This is a genomic window from Wolbachia endosymbiont (group A) of Udea olivalis (assembly GCF_964028365.1).
GTDB lineage: Bacteria > Pseudomonadota > Alphaproteobacteria > Rickettsiales > Anaplasmataceae > Wolbachia > Wolbachia pipientis.
On record NZ_OZ034773.1, the window covers coordinates 642,550 to 664,399 of the forward strand.

20 protein-coding genes, 1 tRNA gene and 1 pseudogene are annotated in these 21,850 nt (G+C 35.3%); 9 read left to right on the forward strand and 13 right to left on the reverse strand.

What is annotated here, in order from left to right:
* Positions 1–96: 96 nt before the first annotated feature.
* From ABWU32_RS03025 to ABWU32_RS03035, 3 genes are read right to left on the reverse strand one after another with little or no spacing between them, the layout of a single operon-like run.
* Positions 97–705 carry an SCO family protein gene (locus ABWU32_RS03025; protein ID WP_015588836.1) on the reverse strand — a complete coding sequence of 203 codons (609 nt, stop codon included), beginning with the start codon at positions 703–705 and terminating at the stop codon, positions 97–99.
* A gap of 44 nt (positions 706–749) precedes the next feature.
* On the reverse strand, positions 750–1,445 hold the full coding sequence (dnaQ, locus tag ABWU32_RS03030) for a DNA polymerase III subunit epsilon (RefSeq protein ID WP_015588837.1): 696 nt from the start codon (positions 1,443–1,445) through the stop codon (positions 750–752).
* A 17-nt stretch (positions 1,446–1,462) separates the two neighbouring features.
* Entirely contained in the window at positions 1,463–2,113 is a 651-nt protein-coding gene (locus ABWU32_RS03035; RefSeq protein ID WP_015588838.1) for a Tim44/TimA family putative adaptor protein, read from the reverse strand.
* A 164-nt stretch (positions 2,114–2,277) separates the two neighbouring features.
* Between ABWU32_RS03035 and secB the strand changes: the two genes are divergently transcribed.
* From secB to putA, 3 genes are all read left to right on the forward strand, one after another.
* A complete protein-coding gene (gene secB / locus ABWU32_RS03040) occupies positions 2,278–2,781 on the forward strand; it encodes a protein-export chaperone SecB (RefSeq protein WP_006279761.1) in 504 nt (167 codons plus the stop codon).
* A gap of 14 nt (positions 2,782–2,795) precedes the next feature.
* A complete protein-coding gene (gene acnA, locus ABWU32_RS03045) occupies positions 2,796–5,381 on the forward strand; it encodes an aconitate hydratase AcnA (protein ID WP_141456811.1) in 2,586 nt (861 codons plus the stop codon).
* Between the two features lie 134 nt (positions 5,382–5,515).
* Positions 5,516–8,656 (forward strand): bifunctional proline dehydrogenase/L-glutamate gamma-semialdehyde dehydrogenase PutA, encoded by a 3,141-nt coding sequence (gene putA, locus ABWU32_RS03050; RefSeq protein ID WP_341820024.1) that lies wholly within the window; start codon positions 5,516–5,518, stop codon positions 8,654–8,656.
* A 141-nt stretch (positions 8,657–8,797) separates the two neighbouring features.
* On the opposite strand, the pseudogene ABWU32_RS03055 reads toward putA, so the two are convergent.
* From ABWU32_RS03055 to ABWU32_RS03090, 8 genes and pseudogenes are all read right to left on the reverse strand, one after another.
* A pseudogene (locus ABWU32_RS03055) lies at positions 8,798–9,941 on the reverse strand (transposase).
* Positions 9,942–10,207: 266 nt separating this feature from the next.
* The gene (locus ABWU32_RS03060; RefSeq protein ID WP_353278792.1) at positions 10,208–10,552 is read right to left on the reverse strand and encodes a DMT family transporter; all 345 of its coding nucleotides are present in this window, start codon (positions 10,550–10,552) and stop codon (positions 10,208–10,210) included.
* Between the two features lie 16 nt (positions 10,553–10,568).
* The gene (locus ABWU32_RS03065; RefSeq protein WP_010082606.1) at positions 10,569–10,883 is read right to left on the reverse strand and encodes a DMT family transporter; all 315 of its coding nucleotides are present in this window, start codon (positions 10,881–10,883) and stop codon (positions 10,569–10,571) included.
* A gap of 99 nt (positions 10,884–10,982) precedes the next feature.
* Positions 10,983–12,089 carry a D-alanyl-D-alanine carboxypeptidase family protein gene (locus ABWU32_RS03070; RefSeq protein ID WP_010082605.1) on the reverse strand — a complete coding sequence of 369 codons (1,107 nt, stop codon included), beginning with the start codon at positions 12,087–12,089 and terminating at the stop codon, positions 10,983–10,985.
* A gap of 940 nt (positions 12,090–13,029) precedes the next feature.
* Complete coding sequence (locus ABWU32_RS03075) at positions 13,030–13,788, reverse strand: cell division protein FtsQ/DivIB (protein ID WP_015588843.1); 759 nt, start codon at positions 13,786–13,788, stop codon at positions 13,030–13,032.
* Positions 13,769–14,722, reverse strand: a complete 954-nt coding sequence (locus tag ABWU32_RS03080; RefSeq protein WP_041573499.1) for a D-alanine--D-alanine ligase — start codon at positions 14,720–14,722, stop codon at positions 13,769–13,771. The genes ABWU32_RS03075 and ABWU32_RS03080 overlap by 20 nt, the downstream gene beginning before the upstream one ends.
* Before the next feature lie 89 nt (positions 14,723–14,811).
* Positions 14,812–15,597 carry a hypothetical protein gene (locus ABWU32_RS03085; RefSeq protein ID WP_015588845.1) on the reverse strand — a complete coding sequence of 262 codons (786 nt, stop codon included), beginning with the start codon at positions 15,595–15,597 and terminating at the stop codon, positions 14,812–14,814.
* Positions 15,598–15,790: 193 nt separating this feature from the next.
* Positions 15,791–16,165: a ferredoxin family protein gene (locus ABWU32_RS03090; RefSeq protein WP_141456813.1), complete on the reverse strand. Its 375-nt coding sequence runs from the start codon at positions 16,163–16,165 to the stop codon at positions 15,791–15,793.
* 61 nt (positions 16,166–16,226) lie between these two features.
* Here ABWU32_RS03090 and dprA point away from each other — a divergent pair, with 61 nt between their 5' ends.
* Positions 16,227–17,315 carry a DNA-processing protein DprA gene (dprA, locus tag ABWU32_RS03095; RefSeq protein ID WP_015588847.1) on the forward strand — a complete coding sequence of 363 codons (1,089 nt, stop codon included), beginning with the start codon at positions 16,227–16,229 and terminating at the stop codon, positions 17,313–17,315.
* Between the two features lie 223 nt (positions 17,316–17,538).
* On the opposite strand, the gene ABWU32_RS03100 is transcribed toward dprA, so the two are convergent.
* Together ABWU32_RS03100 and ABWU32_RS03105 are read right to left on the reverse strand one after the other, a co-directional pair.
* The gene (locus tag ABWU32_RS03100) at positions 17,539–18,267 is read right to left on the reverse strand and encodes a triosephosphate isomerase (protein WP_015588848.1); all 729 of its coding nucleotides are present in this window, start codon (positions 18,265–18,267) and stop codon (positions 17,539–17,541) included.
* Positions 18,268–18,291: 24 nt separating this feature from the next.
* A tRNA-Thr gene (locus ABWU32_RS03105) sits at positions 18,292–18,364 on the reverse strand.
* A 78-nt stretch (positions 18,365–18,442) separates the two neighbouring features.
* Here ABWU32_RS03105 and rsmA point away from each other — a divergent pair.
* The 5 genes from rsmA to ABWU32_RS03130 all read left to right on the forward strand — a co-directional run bounded on the left by rsmA (position 18,443) and on the right by ABWU32_RS03130 (position 21,827).
* The gene (gene rsmA / locus ABWU32_RS03110) at positions 18,443–19,255 is read left to right on the forward strand and encodes a 16S rRNA (adenine(1518)-N(6)/adenine(1519)-N(6))-dimethyltransferase RsmA (RefSeq protein ID WP_015588849.1); all 813 of its coding nucleotides are present in this window, start codon (positions 18,443–18,445) and stop codon (positions 19,253–19,255) included.
* A 116-nt stretch (positions 19,256–19,371) separates the two neighbouring features.
* Positions 19,372–20,865: an IMP dehydrogenase gene (guaB, locus tag ABWU32_RS03115; RefSeq protein ID WP_353278795.1), complete on the forward strand. Its 1,494-nt coding sequence runs from the start codon at positions 19,372–19,374 to the stop codon at positions 20,863–20,865.
* A 63-nt stretch (positions 20,866–20,928) separates the two neighbouring features.
* The gene (locus ABWU32_RS03120; RefSeq protein WP_007548354.1) at positions 20,929–21,063 is read left to right on the forward strand and encodes an IS3 family transposase; all 135 of its coding nucleotides are present in this window, start codon (positions 20,929–20,931) and stop codon (positions 21,061–21,063) included.
* Complete coding sequence (locus ABWU32_RS03125; RefSeq protein WP_007548509.1) at positions 21,060–21,194, forward strand: hypothetical protein; 135 nt, start codon at positions 21,060–21,062, stop codon at positions 21,192–21,194. The genes ABWU32_RS03120 and ABWU32_RS03125 overlap by 4 nt, the downstream gene beginning before the upstream one ends.
* A 447-nt stretch (positions 21,195–21,641) precedes the next feature.
* Positions 21,642–21,827, forward strand: a complete 186-nt coding sequence (locus ABWU32_RS03130; protein WP_338062968.1) for a DDE-type integrase/transposase/recombinase — start codon at positions 21,642–21,644, stop codon at positions 21,825–21,827.
* Positions 21,828–21,850: the final 23 nt, after the last annotated feature.

Here is a 21,850-nt window from a genome sequence, read left to right on the forward strand (position 1 = left end):
GCAAATAGTGTCATTCCAATGTGTCTTCCCGATGGAGATTAAATTATAACGCTCATGCAGTTGCGTGTTCGACTAATTAACAGAAAAATCTATAATTCAGTTTACGTATTTTCTGATCTCAGCCAAAATCTTATCAGATTGACTTTCGTCTGAATTTAAATCAGCTGCAAAGTGTGTAACATATTTTCCTCCAGGGCCAATAAGGTACATTATTGAAGAATGGTTGATTTCTTCTTCTCCACCAACTTTGCTAGCATATACTTTATACTTTGCAATTACTTCGTCTATTTTTTCTCTTTCACCAGTTAACATTTGTATTCTGTGGTCAAATTGCTGCTGAAATTCTTTAAGTCTTTCCGTGCTATCGCGCTCAGGATCAACTGTGATAAAAAATGTTTGTAGCTTGTTGTTAGTTTTCTCATCTAACCTTGCAAGTGTTTCTGAAATTATCCCAAGGTTCATAGGGCAAATTCTTTTGCATGAGGAAAACCCAAAGAAAATCATCATGTATTTATCTTTAAAATCACTACTGCGCAGGATCTGTCCGTCCTGATTAATTAAAGAAAAATCTCCGCCTATCTTAACTTCTGCGTTGTGAATCGCTGCTGGGGCAAATATGCCTTTTTTAGTGAAATAACAATAACCTAAAAAAACAACTGCTAATGCTGCTAGCACATTAGATAACAATCTTATAAACCTTACCATTAGGGTGCTCTCAGTAAAATTAAATTGTATCTTTATTAGTTGACCTATTCAATATATTTATTCCAAAGTGTATTGTTAATTTTGTCTAACAGTTTCTTATGTTCATCAATTTCTTCACTATTTGGTGAATGTTCTCTGGGAGTTAGATTACGCACTTTATGCTGAACGAATGTAGAGTTACTGTCCTGATTGCATTGATTATCAAACAGAAAGGTTTGTAACCCTCCTGTAAGTTCAACATATACCTTTGCAAGCAATTGAGCATCAACTAGTGCTCCGTGCAATTCTCTATTCTCTAGCGATATATCAAAACGCTTACATAATGCATTCAAAGAAGCAGGTGATCCTGCGAATTTTTTCCTCGCAAGAGGTAATGTATCTAGCACTCTATCTGAGGAAATTAACCCAGCATTCAGCTTGCTTAGCTCCATGTTAAGGAACTTAACATCGAATTCAGCGTTGTGAATTACCAAAATATCATTAGATATAAAGTCAAGAAATTCAAGTGCAACATTTGAAAATAATGGTTTATCTTCTAAAAATTCTTCACTAATACCGTGAATCTTAAACGAGTGATAAGGTATATCTCTTTCTGGGTTAAGGTACCGATGGAATACTTTACCTGTTGGAATGCGGTTAATTAATTCCACACACCCTATTTCAATAATTCGATGACCAGATTCAGTGTCAAGACCTGTCGTTTCAGTGTCAAGTACTATTTCGCGTAGCTTGCTTTCCATTTCAAAAAAAACTCATCTTACTTGTCATTTGTCTTATCGTTACTTGTCTTTTTATAGTGAATAGAAACAAGCAACCAGCTTGGGTCTGATGAATTAACATTTTTTTTGAATTGCCATACATCCTCAACTTTATTAATGGTGGATGTACTACCTGATATGATATCCCCTTTATTATTCTTAACGAAGTTAATTTGCTCTGAAAGGAAATATACTGCAATAAACACTGCGTTTTTTACTAGCTTTATTTCTAAAATCTTTTGTGAAACAATAGAAACAATTATAGACTCGTGCACCTCTTTACGATGTTTAATCTTCTCTGCAAAATTATCATATAAGTCTTTATCGAGAAGTGGTTTTAACTGAGACAAATTTCCTTGATTGAAACATTTTATTATTAATTCAAAAGCTATGCTTGAACCTTCTATAAAGTGGGAAATAGAAAAATCTTTGTTTTTTTTTAATATTTGTTTATAAGTAAATTTTATTGAATTTTCATCATTGCTATCAATGTAACCCTCAATGTTTTCTACTACATCTTCTCTACTTCGGCTTACATCCAATACATTAGTTAGCTTTTTTAGGTTGAGGTTGGCTGACCTTCCTAAAGAATTATACAAACGTGAAAAAATGAACGCCGCTAATAAAGCATATATTACAAGCTCTATCATAGTAACTCAACTCCTTGGCATATAAAGTATCCGAACATTATTAATTATTAATGAAAATATGTTTTTCATATCAACTTATAATCAGGTTTGCTATTCGTTTGTAAATGAATATATTATATAAGAAAGTATTAAATATCTCAACTTAATTAAAGGAGACGTAAGAAATGCCACAACAAAAAATGAGAATTCACGGTCAATATGTTAAAGATCTATCATTTGAGAATCCGAATTCGCCATTCCTTTCTTCTAGTAAAGCTCCAGATATTAATGTAATGGTTAATATCAATTCAGCAAAATTAGAAGGGACGAAAAACAAAGAAGAAGTGAATGAAGAAAAATCTTTTCATGAAATTACTTTGCATATAGAAGTCAAAGCAACGGTAAAAGATGAAGGCATAAAAGATGGTGTAGCTTTCATTTGTGAGACGAAATATTGTGGCATTTTTTCAATAGAAAATTTAAAAGAGTTGAGTGAGGAAGAGGTAAGACAAGCTTTGTTTATTGGCGGACCTACTTTTCTTTTCCCTTTTGCAAGAGAAATAATTGCAAGAGTTACAAGTAGTGGTGGATTTCCCCCACTGATGCTAGATCCTATAGATTTTGAAACTATGTATGAGCAGCAAGGTCAACAACAAAAAAGTAACGGTAGTAATTCCAATTTTAACTAATATAGTGTGATAGGATGAACAATTCTTTAAACGCAAAAACGACTTTAAACATTGACGGGAAGTCATACAACTATTTTAGCCTAAGTAGTGCTAGTGAATTTTTAGGGACAGATGTAACTAAATTGCCCTGCTCACTTAAGGTGCTGCTTGAAAATTTATTGCGTAATGAAGATGGAGTAAACGTAAAGCTGGATGACATAAGAGTACTAGCAGACTGCGTTAATAAACACACTAATCACGAAATTAGCTATAAACCAGCAAGGGTGTTGATGCAAGATTTTACAGGGGTTCCTGCTGTTGTTGATTTAGCTTCAATGCGGAGTTATGTCAAGAAAAATGGAGGAAGCCCGAGCAACATAAATCCTTCTGTACCGGTTGATCTTGTGATTGACCATTCTGTTCAAGTAGATAGTTATGGAAGTGTTTCCGCATTCAGTAAGAATGTTGAGTTAGAAGTAAAAAGAAATTTGGAGAGATATCAATTTTTAAAGTGGGGAGAATCGTCCTTCACAAATTTTAGAGTAGTGCCGCCTGGCACAGGGATTTGCCACCAAGTGAATCTTGAATATTTAGCGCAAGTTGTGTGTAATAATGATGGAGTCATATATCCTGATACTTTAGTTGGTACTGACAGCCATACTACAATGATTAACGGGTTATCAGTCCTTGGTTGGGGTGTTGGAGGCATAGAAGCTGAGTCTGTGATGCTTGGTCAACCAATTAGTATGGTGATTCCAGAAGTAGTTGGATTTAAATTAATTGGCAGATTGTCGGAAGGAGTAACTGCGACCGATTTAGTGCTGACGGTTACCAATATCCTAAGAACAAAAGGCGTTGTTGGTAAGTTTGTAGAATTTTATGGTGATGGTTTAGATTATTTATCTTTGGCAGATAGAGCCACTATAGCAAACATGGCCCCGGAGTATGGCGCAACTTGTGGATTTTTTCCAATTGATCAAAAAACGCTAGATTATTTAAGCTTAACCGGAAGGCCAGAAAAGCTGATTAAGCTAGTTGAGGCTTATGCGAAAGAGCAAGGACTGTGGCGTAGCAATAATGAGTTAGCATTTTTTGACACACTAGAACTTGATTTATCAAGCGTGAAGCCAGTAATGGCTGGTCCCAAAAGACCACAAGATAAAGTTTTTCTTTCACAAGTGGCAGAGTCTTTTTCTAAATCATTTTCAGTTAATGAGTCAAAGGAAAACGATAAACTCCAAGATGGAAGTGTAGTTATTGCAGCAATAACAAGCTGCACTAATACCTCAAATCCAAGTGTGATGATTGCTGCAGGTCTTGTAGCTCGTAATGCAATTAAACTTGGATTAAAATCAAAGCCTTGGGTTAAAACTTCTCTTGCTCCAGGGTCACAAGTTGTAACAGAATATTTAGAAAAGTCTGGATTGCAGGTAGATCTAAATGCTCTGGGCTTTAATTTAGTTGGATATGGTTGCACAACTTGCATTGGGAATTCTGGTCCACTTAATAAAGATATAGAAGATGGCATTAAAAACAAAAACTTAACCGTTGCTGCAGTTTTATCTGGTAATCGTAACTTTGAAGGAAGAATTCATCCGTTAGTCAAAGCTAATTACTTGGCATCTCCGCCACTTGTTGTTGCATATGCACTTGCTGGTACTGTGCAAATTGATCTGACAAAAGATTCAATATGCAAAGATAAGAATGGAAATGATGTCTATCTCAAAGATATATGGCCAACAAACAATGAAATCGAAGATTGTGTTAAAAGTGTGGTAACACGTGAGATGTTCATACAAAAGTATAAGGATGTTTTTTCTGGTGATGAACATTGGCGAAAGATAAAGTGTGAAAAAAGTGAAATCTATAATTGGGATGCAAATAGCACTTACATACAAAATCCGCCCTATTTTGATAATTTATCACCTAAAAATAATAAAATCGATATAAAAGGTGCACAAATATTGGCAATGTTTGGCGATAGCGTAACCACTGACCACATTTCCCCTGCTGGAAATATTGCCTCAAGTAGTCCTGCAGGTATATATTTAAAAAATCTTGGAATTGAGCCACAGGACTTTAATTCGTATGGGTCTCGTCGTGGTAACCACAATGTAATGATGCGTGGGACTTTTGCTAACATTAGAATAAAAAATGAAATGGTAAGCATTGAAGGCGGCTATACAAAATATATTCCTTCTCAAGAAACTATGTCGATTTTTGATGCAGCAATGCGCTACAAGGAAGCTCTCATCATTGTGGCAGGAAAGGAGTATGGCACAGGTTCAAGTAGGGATTGGGCAGCAAAGGGTACTTTATTGTTGGGGGTTAAAGTTGTCATTGCAGAAAGCTTTGAGCGTATACATAGGTCCAACTTGGTCGGCATGGGTGTTCTTCCACTTATATTCCAAAATGGAATAACCAGAAAGATATTTGATGGTAGCGAGGTAATAAGCATAAAAGGTGAAATAGTGCCAGGTGGAAATCTAGAATGCATCATCAAAAGAAAGGATAATTCAAAGCAATCAATTCAACTCAAATGCTGTGTACAAACCGCAACTGAGACTAAATACTTGATGTGTGGTGGAGTGTTGAGCTACATACTTGCACAATCTTTTTGATTTAGTGAAGTTATTGCATGGACTTCTTTTAGCCAGCCCTGATCCCTTTGTAAATAGCAATTTGCTCTGCGCAAAGTTATGATATAATTTCACCATACATATGGTGTCGGAGTATTTTTTGGAGATAATTATATATGATAAGCTCTATACAAGAACCTAACGAATTGAGAAAACGTTTACAAGGATTTTATCGTACTGATGAAAAGAGTTATATACGTTATCTTGTAGAAAAAGCAGAGCTTTCGGCTGATTCAAAAAATAGAATTTATAATATTGCAAAACAAGTTATTGAAAAAATCAAACACAATAAATTAAGTATTGTAGATTCCTTTATGCAGCAATACTCGCTTTCCAATGATGAAGGAATAGCATTGATGTGCCTTGCTGAATCGCTACTTAGAATACCAGATGATTATACAATAGACGAGCTAATCAAAGATAAAATTGCCAATCAAGAATGGAGTAAATATTTAGGATATTCTTCTTCATTGTTCGTCAATGCTTCCACGTGGAGTTTAATGATAGGTAGCAGTATATTGAGAGACAATGAAGGCGATTCGAAGTTCTATTACGCAATTTCTAAGTTACTTAAGAATTTAGGAGAACCGATCATTCGCAAAGCAGTAAAACAAGCAATGTCTATGCTTGGTAATCATTTTGTTGTTGGAGAAACCATAGAAGAAGCTTTAAGGTACGCAAAACTAGATGACAATAGTAAGTTTTTATACTCTTTTGATATGCTTGGTGAAGCTGCTCACACAGCTGAGGATGCAGAAGAGTATTTTAATTCATATATGCATTCAATAAAAGCTATAGGTGAATCCACTGAAATAAATGATTGTTTTAAATCCCATGGAATTTCAATCAAACTTTCTGCTTTACACCCATGTTATGAATTCAGCCAATTTGACCGAATTGCTGGTGAGATATTCACTAAGGTTTTAGAGCTCTGCCGCGAGGCAAAAAAATACAACATTTCATTATGCATAGATGCAGAAGAATCAGAAAGGCTTGAAATTTCCTTAATCTTGTTTGAACAATTACGGCTTGATGAATCACTTTCTGAGTGGGAAGGGCTTGGCTTGGCTGTGCAAGCATATCAAAAGAGCGCTTTATCTGTTCTTGACTTTGTTGAAGATGTTGCTATCCGATCAAAGCACAAAATTATGTTGAGGCTTGTAAAAGGTGCATATTGGGATTCAGAAATCAAGCGTACGCAAGAATTGGGATTAAATGATTACTCAGTATTTACAAGAAAAAGCTATACTGACGTATCTTACCTCGTGTGCGCACAGAAACTTTTGAGTAAACCAAACAGCTTTTACCCATGCTTTGGAACTCATAACGTCTATACTTTTGCTTCTATCATGGAACTTGCTGATAAAAACCACCCTGGATTTGAATTTCAACGCTTACATGGAATGGCAAAAGACTTATATGATTATGCAATGTCAGAGCTTGCAACAAATGTTAGCTGTCGTGTCTACGCACCCGTTGGGGAACATAGTGACTTGTTGCCTTATCTTATAAGACGTCTTCTTGAAAATGGAGCTAATAGTTCGTTTGTTAATCAAATAAGTGATCCTAACGTTAAAATCGATGAGTTAATTTCAGATCCACTGGAAAAAGCTATAAATTTTAATTATGAGCCTCATCCAGGCATTCCATTACCACAAGATATTTTGGGACCAGAAAGAAAAAATTCTTTGGGAATGGATATTAGTGATTCTGTGATAGTCTCACAATTTGCAGATGATATAAAGGGTTTTAGTGAAAAAAAGTGGCAAGTTGGACCAATAATTGATGGAAAAGCACTATTTGATAGTGCTGAATTTATCGAAGTAGTGAATCCTGCACATTTAGAAAATGTAATTGGAGAAGTGTCAAATACAACAAGTGTTCAAGCTTTAAACGCTCTTGAAATAGCACATAATGCTTTTACTGAATGGCAGAATGTTTCAGCAGTAGAGCGCGCTAAATGCCTTGAAAAAGCTGCAGATTTGCTTGAAGAAAGGATGAAAGAGTTGATTTACATTCTGATCGTAGAAGCAGGAAAAATTTTATCTGATGCAATAGCGGAAGTAAGAGAGGCAGTGGATTTCTTACGTTACTACGCAACGATAGCAAAAAATGAACTGAGCGACTGGAGAAAATTGCCAGGGCCAACAGGTGAAGATAACTTCATCTTTTTTGAAGGCAGAGGAGTTTTCTTATGCATATCACCGTGGAATTTTCCGCTCGCTATCTTCATTGGGCAGGTTTCAGCTGCACTTGCAGCAGGTAATGCAGTGCTGGCAAAACCGGCAGAGCAAACGCCGATTATTGCCTATGAAGCTGTTAAGATACTACATGAAGCTGGGATATCAAAAAATGTGTTGCACCTCATTCCTGGGGATGGTGGATATTTAGGCAAAATATTAGTTCCAGACAATAGAATTTCCGGTGTAGCTTTTACTGGTTCAACACAAACCGCTCAAATAATTAATAGAATGCTTGCAAATAGGGATGGTCCTATTGTGCCATTTATTGCTGAAACTGGCGGATTAAATGCTATGATTGTTGATAGCTCTGCTCTCTTAGAGCAAGTGACTACGGATGTTTTGCTTTCTGCGTTTCGCAGCGCTGGCCAACGCTGTTCTGCGCTTAGAGTGCTGTTTATTCAAGAGGACATAGCAGAGAAGCAGATAAAAATGATATGCGGTGCAGCGCAAGAACTCAAGATTGGTGACCCAATACAACTTAGTACTGATATTGGTCCAATAATTGATAAAGCATCTATCGATATGCTCACTCAACATACGCAAAAAATGTCAGAGGATAAAGATTCAAATCTGTTATTTAAAGTACCCATGGATACAAATTCTCATAATGGTTATTTCTTTCCTCCATATATTTATGAGATACAAAAAATTTCGCAATTAAAGCAAGAAGTATTTGGTCCTATTTTACATATCATACGTTTTAACAAGTCACAATTAAATGAAGTTATAAGTGATATAAATAGTACTGGATATGGGCTTACGTTTTCTTTGCAGAGTCGTATACAAAGTCAAATTGACACTATAAGTAAAAAAATATCAGTTGGAAATGTCTACATCAACCGTAACCAGATAGGTGCAGCAGTTGGGATACAACCATTTGGTGGTAGAGGACTATCTGGCACTGGGCCAAAAGCTGGTGGTCCTCATTATTTACAGCGTTTTTCTACAGAAAAAGTTGTAAGTGTTAACACTACAGCATTTGGTGTTAACACTACACTTATGTGTTTGGATTAATTTGCGGGCCCTAATTTTTCTTACCCCTAAACTAGACGTTCGTGCAGTTATGTACACAGCGCTAAAATCCGAAAAGGACCAGCTCATGCACTGAAATAAATCGTATCCGTTCAGCCAATGGCGTCAACTTAAGAACTTTCATTAGCAAACTCTCCTAAAGACATGATGGCGTTTAGGCTTATCTACTTTATTGCGGCTGTCCCGGTCGGATTTTAACTTTAGCGCGTATACTTAAAAAGGGCTTGAAAGTTTTTTGGCGCAATAAGTACCTGATAGAGTTTCTGCCTCATTACACCAAATAAAACTGAAAAATTTAAACGATACTCAGTAATTTGATCTGGGTTCCAAGGCCCTTGTGCATCACACATATGAAGCGATAATATATTGCACATGACCAAGTTTGCCCAAAATTCTTGTAATACAGCCTCTCCAGAAAAATTCTCTAACTCTGCTCCTACTTTGAGTCGTTTATAGCACTCCTCTATGTGCCACCTTAACACATAAGCTTTGCTCCAAAGTCTCGGTCAAAAACTCTGTTTCTCAGTTGGCTAATGTCAGCACTATAACTCTTACTTTCTGTCCTTTCATTTTATTTTTTAGCTTTTCATTTTCTAATATAAAATCAAAATCTAATTCGCCAGCGTTCCCATAGCTTACTATAATTTCTTTTTTGCAAGCGAAAAATAAAATCTACTTCCAAATCATAATGCTGCTGAATGAATTTTACTGAAGACGATCATAGATAAATAATAATTTCTCTTGATTTAATAAACGCATTTGAGTGATAACTTCGGGTAATTGCTCTGCCGCCAACGTTTGTTCACCTATATTCCAAGCTGCAAGACGAGCACTACAAATTAGCGAAGTACACAAATCAACAAACAAATTGCCAATGGTGCCTGTTGTTCCATTTGGTTCAAACTCGGATACAATTTCCCCAGAGCTGGGTAATCTCATACCAGAACCATCTTCTGCAATAAGTCTATAGCCTCTCCAACTCAGGTTCATCCTGATAGGCTGTTTGGATGCTTAAATTCTTGAAAGCCTGTATGGCAAATCTTATACCTTGCTTTAGAAAAAGCTTGCTTTGAGGGTACATGTCAATGGCTCCATAAGTTCACATTCTATTCCCAAACTTTTTTTAACTAACTTTAAAATCATAGAAAATACTGTCGAAAAAGGAAGTTTTCTTGTTCGTGTAAAACTCAACACAATGGATTTTCTGAAAAGTTTTCGAGTATATTATATTTTTAATTTGTAGAATAAGGTTTTTTCCTTTTTGCATATTTCACCTAAAAAGGACACATTTTAGACTTCTTTGTTGAAATAAAACAGAAACAAAAGTGCTGTCCCTTGCACTCTTTGGATAATTTAATGATAAAAAATTTAGAGAGAAATTTTATACACTATCGCTGATATTTTTCCTTAAGTTGACGCCATTGTGTGAACGGTTACGGTTTCCCGTCTTCACCATGCTATATAGAAAAAAGTCTGGATTCCAATTTGCATGACAATATGGAGTATCTGCTTCTTTCATCCCAGTGGGATCTTTTATTCCATTTTATCAACAGTTTGTTTTGCAGTATCAAACAATTTTAATCCTATAATCCCGAATGTAACTAAAATCAAGCATATTACTTCGAATAAATTAACTGGTTCATCAAATAGGTAAACTCCAAGTATCGAAGCTCCTATAGCGCCCACTCCAGTCCAAATTGCATAGCATACTCCGATAGGTATAGAACGTGTAGCGAGCGAAAGTAAATATGTACTAAGAGCCATGGAGAGTATGCTAATTATTGATGGTACGAGATGAGTAAATCCATAACTATGCTTAAGTGTTATGACCCAGAACACTTCAATTAGTGACGATAAGAGTAAATATATCCAATTCATGCATAAATTTTTAGGTTTAAATAGAGAGCTTCAGCCCTATGCTTCCTATTACAATTAAAACGATACATAAAACTTGAGATAAATTAATATTCTCTGTGAAAGTGGTTGCACCAATTATAGTTATTCCAATTGTGCATATTCCAGAGGAAACTGCATAGCATACCCTAATAGGTAGAAAGCATGCTGCAAGAGATAAAAAGTAAATGCTAATGATCATAATTACCAATGTTGCAATCGAAGGCACAACTTTAGTAAAACTGTTACTAAACTTTAGCGTTACAGCCCACAGTATCTCTAGGATACTAGACAGCAACAAATACAACCAGCACATTTTCGTAACATTTCAATCTTGTATTGTAACAGAAATTGTTAGTTAAAACTACACTAAAGTGCAATAGATCTCTCTTTCGGAATTGCTTTAATATCAAACTTAAAACAACATCCTAAAAAACTTTTCTACGAAATTCAATTCCTGCACGTCATTTGCTGCATAAAGTGGTGTAGTTTGTTGCTCAATACCTGGTATTTCTACAAAAACTTTGCCCACTTCTTGACCTTTTTTAATGGGTGCAGGTATCATATCTTTATATTCAATACGCACCTTAATTTGGTCATGCAATTTGCGGTTGTAAGTTATGGTAACATCGTTTGCAACTGTAATAGGCACTTTTCTATCTTTTCCATAGAGAACATTTACTTCCTCAACTACGCTGTCTTTAACGAATATTTTCTTAGTGTTAAAATGATTTAAGGAGTATTGTATCAATCTTTTTGCTTCTTCTATTCGCTCTTTCTCAGTGTTTAAACCATTTACGACAGCAAAAATTCTCCTATCATTTCGTTTTGCAGATGCTACAATGCCGTAACCACCAGCATTTGTATAACCGGTTTTTAAGCCATCAACCCCAATATCGTGAAAAAGTAGAAGATTTTTATTCTTTTGTACAATTTCATTATATGTCAAATATTGTTCGGAAAATAAATCATAATATTCAGGAAAATCGGTGAAAATCCTTTTTGCCAGCATTACCAAGTCTTTTGCGTTCATAAAATGATCTTCATCTGGCCACCCGCTTGAGTTGACAAAATGACTGTCATTCAGATTCAAATTTTGTGCAACTTCATTCATTTCAGCCACAAAATTCTCTTCTGATCCTGCAATGCCCTCGGCTAGTGTTATGCAGGCATCATTGCCTGAGACTATTGTAATTCCTTCAAGTAATTCCCTCACCGTAACGGATTGACCTTCTTTCAAAAACATGGAAGAGCCTCTCCTTTCCCACGCTTTTCTACTTACTCGAAATTTATCCTCCATGTGTATTATTCCAGCTTTTAGATAATCGAAGGCTATATATAAAGTCATTAGCTTGCTCATTGAAGATGGGGCCATTTTTTCATCAGAATTATGGTCAAAAATGAATGAGTCTGAAGCTAAATCTAAGACTACTGCTTGCTTTGCTTTGGTTCTAAACTGGTATGAGTATGAAGAAAAAGGAAGTATAAAAACTAATAGCAAAATTACCAATCTGCTTAACATATCTATAATTTTAAATTTATAGTGTACTAATTAATAGTATAATTTTACAGGGGCATTTCAATAGATCTCTTGCATAAAAATTCCTTGACAAACCTCGCCAGCCCCCTTATCATGAAACTGAAGCTATTTATTTATCTTCTCTGTACAGATTAAATGACAAAAAAACTCACGTATCTGGCGTCTCATGTTTAATTTTTTGCACTATGTGCACCTTATGTCTTTATAAAACTTCTAGGTTTTTACCTAATATAAGCTAAAATGCGCTTATAAAGCATTTAAAACATAAAAAAACGCCAACTTAAAAAATGGATAGTGAATAACTAGCTACCCTAGGGTTTCTTTTGCCTTTTTTTCTGTTTAGTAAATTTCTTAATGTTTATAATTTAGATTAGTTGCGGCTTAAAAGCAACTGAATCGCGGTTATTAAACGTTTAGAATAAAAAAACGCCATACTTGAAAGTATAATGTAAGTAATTAGCCAACCACGGGGCTTCTTTTGCCTTTTTTTTCGTTTGGTAAATTTCTTAATATTTATGGCTAAACGACAATCGTCATCCCGCTGCTTGTTAGCGGGATCTCTTGTTAGCGGCTGAGATACCGCGAATGAATCGCGGTATGACGGTTCGCGGCGGTATGACGGTTTGCGACGGCGTGACGATAAGCTCGTCATCCCGCTACGTGTTAGCGGGATCTATGTTAAGAGATACCGCGAATGAATCGCGGTATGACGGTTCGTGACGGTATGACGGTTCGCGGTGACATGACGATAACCTCGTCATCCCGCTACGTGTTAGCGGGATCTATGTTAAGGTATGGCGGTTAAATAAGGGATCTATGTTAAGAGATACCGCGAATGAATCGCGGTATGACGGTTCGCGGCGGGATTCCAGTGTCTGGGCACTGGGATGACAGGAAAAGGGGCTACTTGGATGACAGCAGATCACCTCTTCACAAAAATTTTATCAGTAATACGCATATCAATAATACTCCAATCGCTGAAAGTAAAATCAGTTGTATTGTGTAAGTGGTTTAAATAGTCCCATGCACTATAAGGGTTATCTTCAGGCAGTTTTACTGTGGAATCGTTATCAAGTATGATATTCCATCTTCTATTCCCTATATAAGCAAAAGAAGAAATGTGGTCTCTTAATTGAGTTTTACTCTCCAACACATCTCTAACAAATTCTAGGTTTGATAACGAGTTTTGTCCTTTAATTACAACAAGATCATCTACTAGATAGTCATCTACGATCACTTTACCTTCAAAATCAATTACCGAGGTTTTGTTATTATCTTTCCAGAGAGCAAACGGTTTATGCTCATCTATATTAATGTGTAGAGTATTGGGCAAAATTCTGTGAACTCTTACGTGTTTTATCCACCTGCTTACGGATTGTATGTTACCGGCAAGTTTTGAAAGTGATATATACAGGATAGGTTGCGTTCTATCTGTCAAACTTAGAATATCCTTTTTGTTTGTAAATTTATTGCCGCTCACGACTACTTCGTCGATTGAAAATCCACTACTGAGTAATAAACTAGATAGGCAGTCATTATACCAAGTAAAGTAGTAATTAAATCGATTTATTATTTTATCAAGTGAGCTGTAAAGTATTAGCGTAAGAAAAAGTGCTGTGATAATAACCAAGGCACACTTACGCAAAAAACTCCTTTGGCTTCTAGTAATACTGCTCAACATGACTTAAATCCCTAATATTTTTGTGCTGCAAACTATCTTCAATAATAATTTTAACTAATTCATTAAAATTGATTCCTTTTGCCAATTTTGCAATTTCTGGCACTAACGATAACTCAGTAAACCCAGGATGTGTATTAATCTCAAGCATTTTTAAAGTGTTATTTTTGGGATTATAACGGAAATCTGAGCGGGAAATAGTTTTGCATCCTAAAAATTGATGAACTTTCAGTGCGTGTTCCAAGGTCATTTTATATATATTGTTAGGAATTTCAGCGGGAAATATATGTTCTGCAAATCCATCTGTATACTTTGCTTCATAATCATAGAATTTATTTTTTGGTCGTACTTCTATAGTGCCAATTGCTTCATCCAGCAATACAGCAGTATGTAACTCTATGCCCGGTATGTATTCTTCTACGATCATCTTTTCCATTATAGTAGAACTATTATCTTTCAGTTCTAAGTAATCCTCGTGCGAGAAAATTATGTACACTCCAATACTTGAACCTTCATTAATTGGTTTTAAGACGTACGGATAATCGATTTTAATATTATTTTTTAGTAGATCTTCTCGGCTAATTACATAACCTTTTGGAGTGTCGATACTAAGGGACCGAAATATATGCTTTGACATCACTTTATTCATAGCAACAGCAGAAGCCATAACTCCTGAGTGTGTATATTTTATACCTAAAATCTCCAATAAACCTTGAATGCAGCCATCTTCACCATAAGGTCCATGCAGAGCGATAAAAGCAAGGCCCGAATTAATTTTTCTAAGCTTTTCAGCAATGTTACTGTCAACATCTATTTCTATTGCATTATATGAAAGGCTATCGAGCGCCTTCTTTACTGCTTTTCCGCTCATAAGCGATATTTCTCTCTCACAAGAAAACCCACCACTTAAAATTGCTATAGTTGGAACCATAAGCATTCTATGTTTTACTATATAGCATATATAATGGTTACATTAAGCTTATTAAATACCTACTTTGGCTAACTATAAGACCTTCTTACTTTCCTTTAAGCACTTTTTTTATCCACTTCAAATAGCGTGCTCGGCAACGGTACTGGCGTGTTTGCTGCACCTTTATACTGTTCACAGACAAGCTTTTCTAAATCCTCAGCAGATTGTTCTTTTGCTTCTTCTTTTTTCACTACTCCACTAGTTACTAAATCAATTAAGGCTGTAGTGTGTATTATCATTCGATTATTTAGCTCAAATATCTTTTTTGTATCAAGTGAGGGGTTTCTAATTAAGGCAGATAGTGCATGCATATATTTGTCTATATCAGAAAGACTTTTGCTTGTATCATAGTTGCTAACTAATATATATTCCTTCAAACGCTCAATTTCTTCTGGAGTAAACTTGTAAACTTCATCAAGTTTCCTTATTAAAGATATAGTAAGTATTCTACTTAGAACTCTTAATTCTCTAATAAATTGTACTCCTTCTCCTTCAGGATAAGACATTTCTTCCTTTTTATATTTCTTGAATAATTCTTGATCATAAGACTTCTTAAAATCTGACATTATTGCCAATGCTAACTCTTTTGAACCTAACTTATAAGCTTCGTTGAAGCTGCTTGCGTTGGCATCTTGTGCACCGCCTGCAGTAATTCCACAACTCCAAGAAATCTTTTTAAACAAGCTATAATACTCTTTTATCATCTCTTCCAGCAATATTTTAATATCATCTTCGGTTAACTTTACTGTTGATAATAGATCACATGTTTTTTCAAGATTACCGTTCGCTTGAAAAAGTAACCCTTCAATCTTTTTAATGGTTTCTCTTTTATTTATACTCATAACTTACCCCCAAGATTTAATGCTAACAGCTAGTTTTATAATCAAATATTTCAAAAGTCAATAAGCCTTTTTCCTTAATCCTTAAATTAATCGATACTAATTTATCAGCATAACAACTTAGATAACGCAACTATTTTCAGCAACCAAAAACAATAACCCTGAAATACAAAAAGTTTCTTTTCCTTCAGCAGTATTATTCTAAATTTTCCTCAAAATAAGTTGTTTTATCCTTTTTTTCCTTATACTCTTCTGCTGTATAGAGAGGTTGCTTCTTAGCTGTGATATTTGGCCATTTTTGTGAGTATTCTACGTTTATGTTGTAAAATGATTTGAAGATTTTTTGTTCACTGTTCAGTAACTCTTCATCTAGTTCTAAAATATCTTTTATGGAATCATCAGTTACAATTGCATCTACTGGACACTCAGGTATGCACACTCCGCAATCAATACATTCATCTGGGTTAATCACGAGCATGTTTTTACCTTCATAGAAGCAGTCAACGGGACATACTTCCACACAGTCCGTATATTTACATTTTATGCATTTATCTGTAACAAAATGCGTCATAAAACACTGTATATTTGCATTATCTTGGGTACACTAAATTGATAAGAAATTCAAGCCTTTTATGAAGATAAATAAATTGAACAACAAAGAATTAGAAGTATGGTTAAGCTTGGCTAGAACTATAGGACCAACAAAGTTTTTTAGTATACTAAGAACACATGGATCGCTAGATGAGGTGCTAAAATATCTCAATAGGGTGGCTAATAATAAGGTGTATGGCATTCAAGATGCACGAGAAGAAATCAATAATGCAGAAAGAATTGGAGCTAAAATTATACCCGCATGTGACCCAGATTACCCTGATCTTTTAAGAAATATCTCTAGTTGTCCTCCTGTAATAACTGCGCTTGGTGATATATCATTATTAAGCCGTGAGATAATTGCAATAATCGGTGGGCGTAACTCTTCAATGAATGGAAGAAATTTTGCCAATAAGTTGGCACTTGATTTAAGCGAAGCTGGTTTTGTTATCGTTTCTGGACTTGCAAAAGGAATCGATACTGCAGCAAACAGTGTAATATACAAAAATCATCCCACTATTGCTGTTACAGCAAGCGGAATTGATGTGGTGTATCCAAAAGAGAATTTTGATCTATACAAAAAAATCACTGGGAACGGTGGGTTAGTAATTACTGAGCTTCCATTTGCTACTAAACCAAAGCCTCAGTATTTTCCTCAGAGGAATCGAATTATATCTGGCCTATCGCTAGGTGTTGCAGTGATTGAAGCATCGAAACGTTCTGGCTCTCTAATAACAGCAGATTTTGCTTTAAATCAAGGGAGAGAGGTGTTTGCAGTTTCTGGTTTCCCTTTAGATTCACGCTGTAGTGGTAGTAATTATTTAATTAAAAACGGTGCTAAGCTTATCGAATCCGCTGATGACATAATAGAGAGTATTAGGTTTAGTCTACCTCCGCAGCAAAAAAAACTATTTGATGTTGAGCACTATGCTGTTAACCAAAAACAAGAAAAATTACAACAGGCAAAATCTGTTATAGTTGATCATATTAACTCTGTACCTGTTGATATAGATGAACTTATATTAGCAAGCGGACTTTCTACCAACATAGCTCTAATGGCTCTTTTGGAACTAGAGTTGGAAAACAGAATAGAGCGTTCCCCGGGGAATAAAATATCGTTAATTTTCTAGATTACTTTAGCTATAGCTAGGTCGTTTTACTAGATGTTCGTACAGATATAGCTAAAGTGGCTTAGGTTTACCTACAATTTGAAAAACAACAAATTCGTCATCCCGCTACGTGTTAGCGGGATCTAGAGATACCGCGAATGAATCGCGGTATGACGTAGGGAAACCTTTCTTGGGTTAGCTATATATGCTTGACACTGAAATGATGTCATTTGTTATAGGATTCTTAGTTGCTGATTTTAGAATTGATAAGAGAAAACTTTTTTTCAACTTGTTGTATAATTTTATAAAAGTGATCGAAATCTAAGCTTGCACTGCCAATTAAAACTCCTGATAAATTTGAGATACTGAGCAAATTTTCTATATTTTCTGAACTGACTGAACCACCATATATAATGTGTTTTTTACTAGTACACAATTTTATTACCTCTATCACCTTAGCAATTGCATCATTATTTGGCACATGACCTGTGCCTATTGCCCATATTGGCTCATATGCTACGGTATATTCACCGTGTGTTGGCAAGCGGTTTTTACATTGATATTCTATTACTTCTTTTGTTTTTTCATTCTTATAATCTTCTGAATTTTCACCTACACAGATAATTGGGTGTAAGCCTGATTCTATTGCTATTTCCGACTTAAGTTTTATTTCACTATCTTTTTCATTAGCCCTTTCAGAATGCCCAAGTATTACGTAAGTACACCCTAGTTCTTTTAACATTTCTGCACTAATTTCACCTGTGTAAGAACCGAACTTTTTATGATGGCAATTCTGTGCTCCTATATTAATATTATTGTTCAACTCTATACTGCTTGGAAATGATGTAAAAGGAGGGCAAATCACTAGCTTAGAGGTAATTTCGTTGCTCTTGTTGTTAAGTTTGCCTATAAAGTCAACAAATGAAGAACGCATTCCATTCATTTTCCAATTTGCTACTATTAAAAAGGACATCAACTTTACTTATATGAGTGAGAGTGCCGGCTGTCGGACTTGAACTGACAACCTACTGATTACAAGTCAGTTGCTCTACCAATTGAGCTAAGCCGGCGTTAAACACATTAATAATATACAATTATCAATGAATTTTAGTCAACTAATTTTTAAAATACTGTATAATGAAAATAATATGAAAAAATTTTTACTGAAGCCAAAAAAGAGTCTAGGGCAAAATTTTATTTTATCGAGTGAGATAACAAAAAAAATAGTCGCTTTAGCTGGTAGTCTGGAGAATTTTAATGTCATTGAAATTGGTCCTGGATATGGTGCATTAACAAGAGAAATATTGGTGCATAATCCAAAGTCTCTACTTTCTATAGAAAAAGATAGAGATTTAGTAAAACACCATGATCAACTGCTAAATGAGCATCAAGGAAAGTATAAAATTATAGAAGCAGATGCACTGCACGTTATAGAAGAAGAGCTGATAGAACGTCCAGTTAAAGTTATTGCTAACTTGCCTTACAATATCTCGGTAGTGTTATTTTTAAAGTGGTTAAATAATATAAAATTTTTTACGAACTTGACATTAATGTTTCAAAAAGAGGTAGCAGATCGCATTACGGCAAGACCCAATTCTAAAGATTATGGTTCCTTATCAGTGCTAAGCCAGTTACTATGTGATATAAAAAAGGAATTTGATATTGAACCTAAAGAGTTTTTTCCAAGACCAAAAATACATTCTTCAGTAATTACAGTAAATCCTTTGCCTATCCCAAAATTTGCAGTAAATTTGGAAACCTTAACAAGATTAACACGTGCTGTTTTTTCTCAAAGAAGAAAGATGCTGAGAAATAGCTTGCAAAATATAACGAACCACGCTGAAACTGTCCTTGAAAACGCTAAATTGAGCGGAAACCAGCGTCCAGAAAACTTAACTATTGAGCAGTTTTGTTTGCTGGCAAATAATGTAGAATGCTTATTTTGCAATAAAATGTATTAGCAACTATATAGCTTTTCTATCTCCTAAAAACAGTTAGAGCTATACAATTAAAGGCTCCTAGCTAATTTTGCCTATTGCAATTTAATTAATTGGCGTATAAGCTTTAAATAAAGCCTATGAAAAAAATCGAAGCTTGTTATTCGTTTGACGATATACTTCTTTTGCCAGCCTATTCTAATATATTGCCTTGCGATGCAGATACAAAAACTTATTTAACAAATAGTATAGAACTAAATATCCCTCTCATATCCTCTGCAATGGATACTGTTACTGAATCGGGCTTTGCAATAGCTATTGCCCAACATGGAGGGATAGGTTGCATACATAAGAATTTATCAATAGATGAACAAGTTTTAGAAGTAAGAAGGGTGAAAAAATATGAAAGTTGGATCGTGTATAACCCAATTACGATTTCACCGGATAAAACAGTTGCGGAAGCAATTTCATTAATGAGAGAGCACAATTATTCTGGCATTCCTGTAGTCGATCAACGCAAGTTAGTTGGAATTTTAACTAACCGAGATGTGAGATTTATTGAAGACCAGAACATGAATGTAAAAGTTTCCGAAGTGATGACAAAAGATAAGTTAGTGACAGTGCGGGAGCAGGGAGTGAATAGTGCCTCAGCAATGAAATTGTTGCATGAAAATAGAATAGAAAAGCTTTTGGTCGTAGATGAAAATTCTTGTTGTATAGGTTTAATTACGGTTAAAGACATTGAAAAATACAATAGATACCCAAATTCATGTAAAGACAGTAAAGGGCGTCTCAGAGTTGCCGCTGCAATTGGCACTGGTAAAAAAGATGGTATAGACAGATGTGAAGCTTTGATCGGAGAAGAAGTTGATGTAGTTGTTGTGGATACTGCTCACGGTCATTCCGAAAACGTTATCAATACCATTAGGGAAATAAAAAAGATGTATCCTAATACGCAATTAATTGGCGGAAACATTGCAACAAAGGAGGCTGCTGAAGCGTTGATTGATGCGGGTGTTGATGCAGTGAAGGTTGGAATAGGACCAGGATCAATCTGTACAACCAGAATAGTTACAGGTGTTGGTGTGCCACAATTCTCTGCAATCAAGAATGTTGCAGAGGCGTGTAGAGCAAGAAACGTCAGACTAATTGCTGATGGTGGGGTAAAATACTCAGGAGATGTTGCAAAAGCTATTGCAGCTGGTGCTGACTCTGTGATGATTGGTTCGATTTTTGCTGGCACTGACGAAAGCCCAGGTGAGATTATTATGTATAAGGGCAGAGCATATAAAGGCTATCGAGGAATGGGATCTATTAGTGCAATGAAACGAGGTTCAGCTAGCCGTTATTTTCAAGATAAAGATTCAAAACTCAAATTAGTTCCACAAGGAGTGGAAGGAAGAGTTCCATTCAAAGGTCCAGCTTCAGGAGTAATCCATCAATTGATTGGCGGATTGCAAGCTGCAATGGGGTATACTGGTAATAGGAATATAGAAGAGATGAAAAAAAATTGTAAATTTGTTACTATTACTGCATCAGGATTAAGAGAGAGTCACGCTCATGATATAGTCATTACACAAGAAGCTCCAAATTATGCTTATCAAACGTCCAATTTGTCAACCGATTCGGAGTAGTCCAGAAAAAGTAGAGAGAAAGTTAAGACGTTTTTGGAGTAAAATAAAACGTTTTTTCAAAATATGACAAATAGAAGAGAATATACAGCAGAATTCAAATTAGAAGCTGTTAAGCTGGTTAAAGAAACAGGTCAAGCAAGTACAAAAATAGCAAAAGATCTAGGTATAGATGGCAGTATGTTAAGTAAGAAAATATGATGGAAAAATGTCTGGAGCATACGCATTTCCAGGCAAAGGCTCCTTATGACAAAGAAAGATTTGATCTAAAAAAAGAGCTAATAAGAGAAAGAGACATCTTAAAAAAAGCCCTGGGCAAAGAAAAAGAGTAAAGTATTCTTTTATATAGAAATTGCTATAAAACACAGGAACTATGTAGGGTTTTGTACTGGTGGTATTGGTTGCTAAGGAAAAAAGCAGTAAAGAATTAGCAAAAGAAGGGCTTCTAGCAGATATTCAAAAAATACATCAAGCATTCTAAATGCAGATATGGAGCCCCTAAAATTCACGCTGAATTAAAAGCTTTAGGCAAAAATTAAAACAGTACAAAGTGTTATGCAAGAAAATGGCATTAAAACCAAGCTTAGACGAAGGTTCAAAAATAAAAAACAGCAAATAAGCAACCGAGTTGTGGCTCCGAACACATTGGATCAAAATTTTACTACTGATCAGCCAAATAAAGTTTGGGATTACCTACATAAAAACTAAAGAAGGTTGTTGGCGGCAATAATTGACCTATATTCACGCATGGTGGTTAATGAGTAACATGATAATTAGTTATAGATTCTTTATTGATGGCCGTTGATAAACGCAAACCCGATAAAAATCTGCTGTTACATAGCGATCAAGGGTCACAGTATACCTCTCAAAATTACCAATTTCTATTGAATACAAAAAACATCATTTCCAGCATGAGCCATAAGGGCTGTTGTTACGATAACTCTGTTGCAGAAAAGTTCACTTAAAAGGGAGCTGCTTATTGATACTT

Excerpts from the sequence above, each read along its gene's own strand:
- ABWU32_RS03025 (WP_015588836.1), bottom strand. The coding sequence starts at position 705 with ATGGTAAGGTTTATAAGATTGTTATCTAATGTGCTAGCAGCATTAGCA.
- dnaQ (WP_015588837.1), bottom strand. The coding sequence starts at position 1,445 with ATGGAAAGCAAGCTACGCGAAATAGTACTTGACACTGAAACGACAGGT.
- ABWU32_RS03035 (WP_015588838.1), bottom strand. The coding sequence starts at position 2,113 with ATGATAGAGCTTGTAATATATGCTTTATTAGCGGCGTTCATTTTTTCA.
- secB (WP_006279761.1), top strand. The coding sequence starts at position 2,278 with ATGCCACAACAAAAAATGAGAATTCACGGTCAATATGTTAAAGATCTA.
- acnA (WP_141456811.1), top strand. The coding sequence starts at position 2,796 with ATGAACAATTCTTTAAACGCAAAAACGACTTTAAACATTGACGGGAAG.
- putA (WP_341820024.1), top strand. The coding sequence starts at position 5,516 with ATGATAAGCTCTATACAAGAACCTAACGAATTGAGAAAACGTTTACAA.
- ABWU32_RS03060 (WP_353278792.1), bottom strand. The coding sequence starts at position 10,552 with ATGAATTGGATATATTTACTCTTATCGTCACTAATTGAAGTGTTCTGG.
- ABWU32_RS03065 (WP_010082606.1), bottom strand. The coding sequence starts at position 10,883 with ATGTGCTGGTTGTATTTGTTGCTGTCTAGTATCCTAGAGATACTGTGG.
- ABWU32_RS03070 (WP_010082605.1), bottom strand. The coding sequence starts at position 12,089 with ATGTTAAGCAGATTGGTAATTTTGCTATTAGTTTTTATACTTCCTTTT.
- ABWU32_RS03075 (WP_015588843.1), bottom strand. The coding sequence starts at position 13,788 with ATGTTGAGCAGTATTACTAGAAGCCAAAGGAGTTTTTTGCGTAAGTGT.
- ABWU32_RS03080 (WP_041573499.1), bottom strand. The coding sequence starts at position 14,722 with ATGCTTATGGTTCCAACTATAGCAATTTTAAGTGGTGGGTTTTCTTGT.
- ABWU32_RS03085 (WP_015588845.1), bottom strand. The coding sequence starts at position 15,597 with ATGAGTATAAATAAAAGAGAAACCATTAAAAAGATTGAAGGGTTACTT.
- ABWU32_RS03090 (WP_141456813.1), bottom strand. The coding sequence starts at position 16,165 with ATGACGCATTTTGTTACAGATAAATGCATAAAATGTAAATATACGGAC.
- dprA (WP_015588847.1), top strand. The coding sequence starts at position 16,227 with ATGAAGATAAATAAATTGAACAACAAAGAATTAGAAGTATGGTTAAGC.
- ABWU32_RS03100 (WP_015588848.1), bottom strand. The coding sequence starts at position 18,267 with ATGTCCTTTTTAATAGTAGCAAATTGGAAAATGAATGGAATGCGTTCT.
- rsmA (WP_015588849.1), top strand. The coding sequence starts at position 18,443 with ATGAAAAAATTTTTACTGAAGCCAAAAAAGAGTCTAGGGCAAAATTTT.
- guaB (WP_353278795.1), top strand. The coding sequence starts at position 19,372 with ATGAAAAAAATCGAAGCTTGTTATTCGTTTGACGATATACTTCTTTTG.
- ABWU32_RS03120 (WP_007548354.1), top strand. The coding sequence starts at position 20,929 with ATGACAAATAGAAGAGAATATACAGCAGAATTCAAATTAGAAGCTGTT.
- ABWU32_RS03125 (WP_007548509.1), top strand. The coding sequence starts at position 21,060 with ATGATGGAAAAATGTCTGGAGCATACGCATTTCCAGGCAAAGGCTCCT.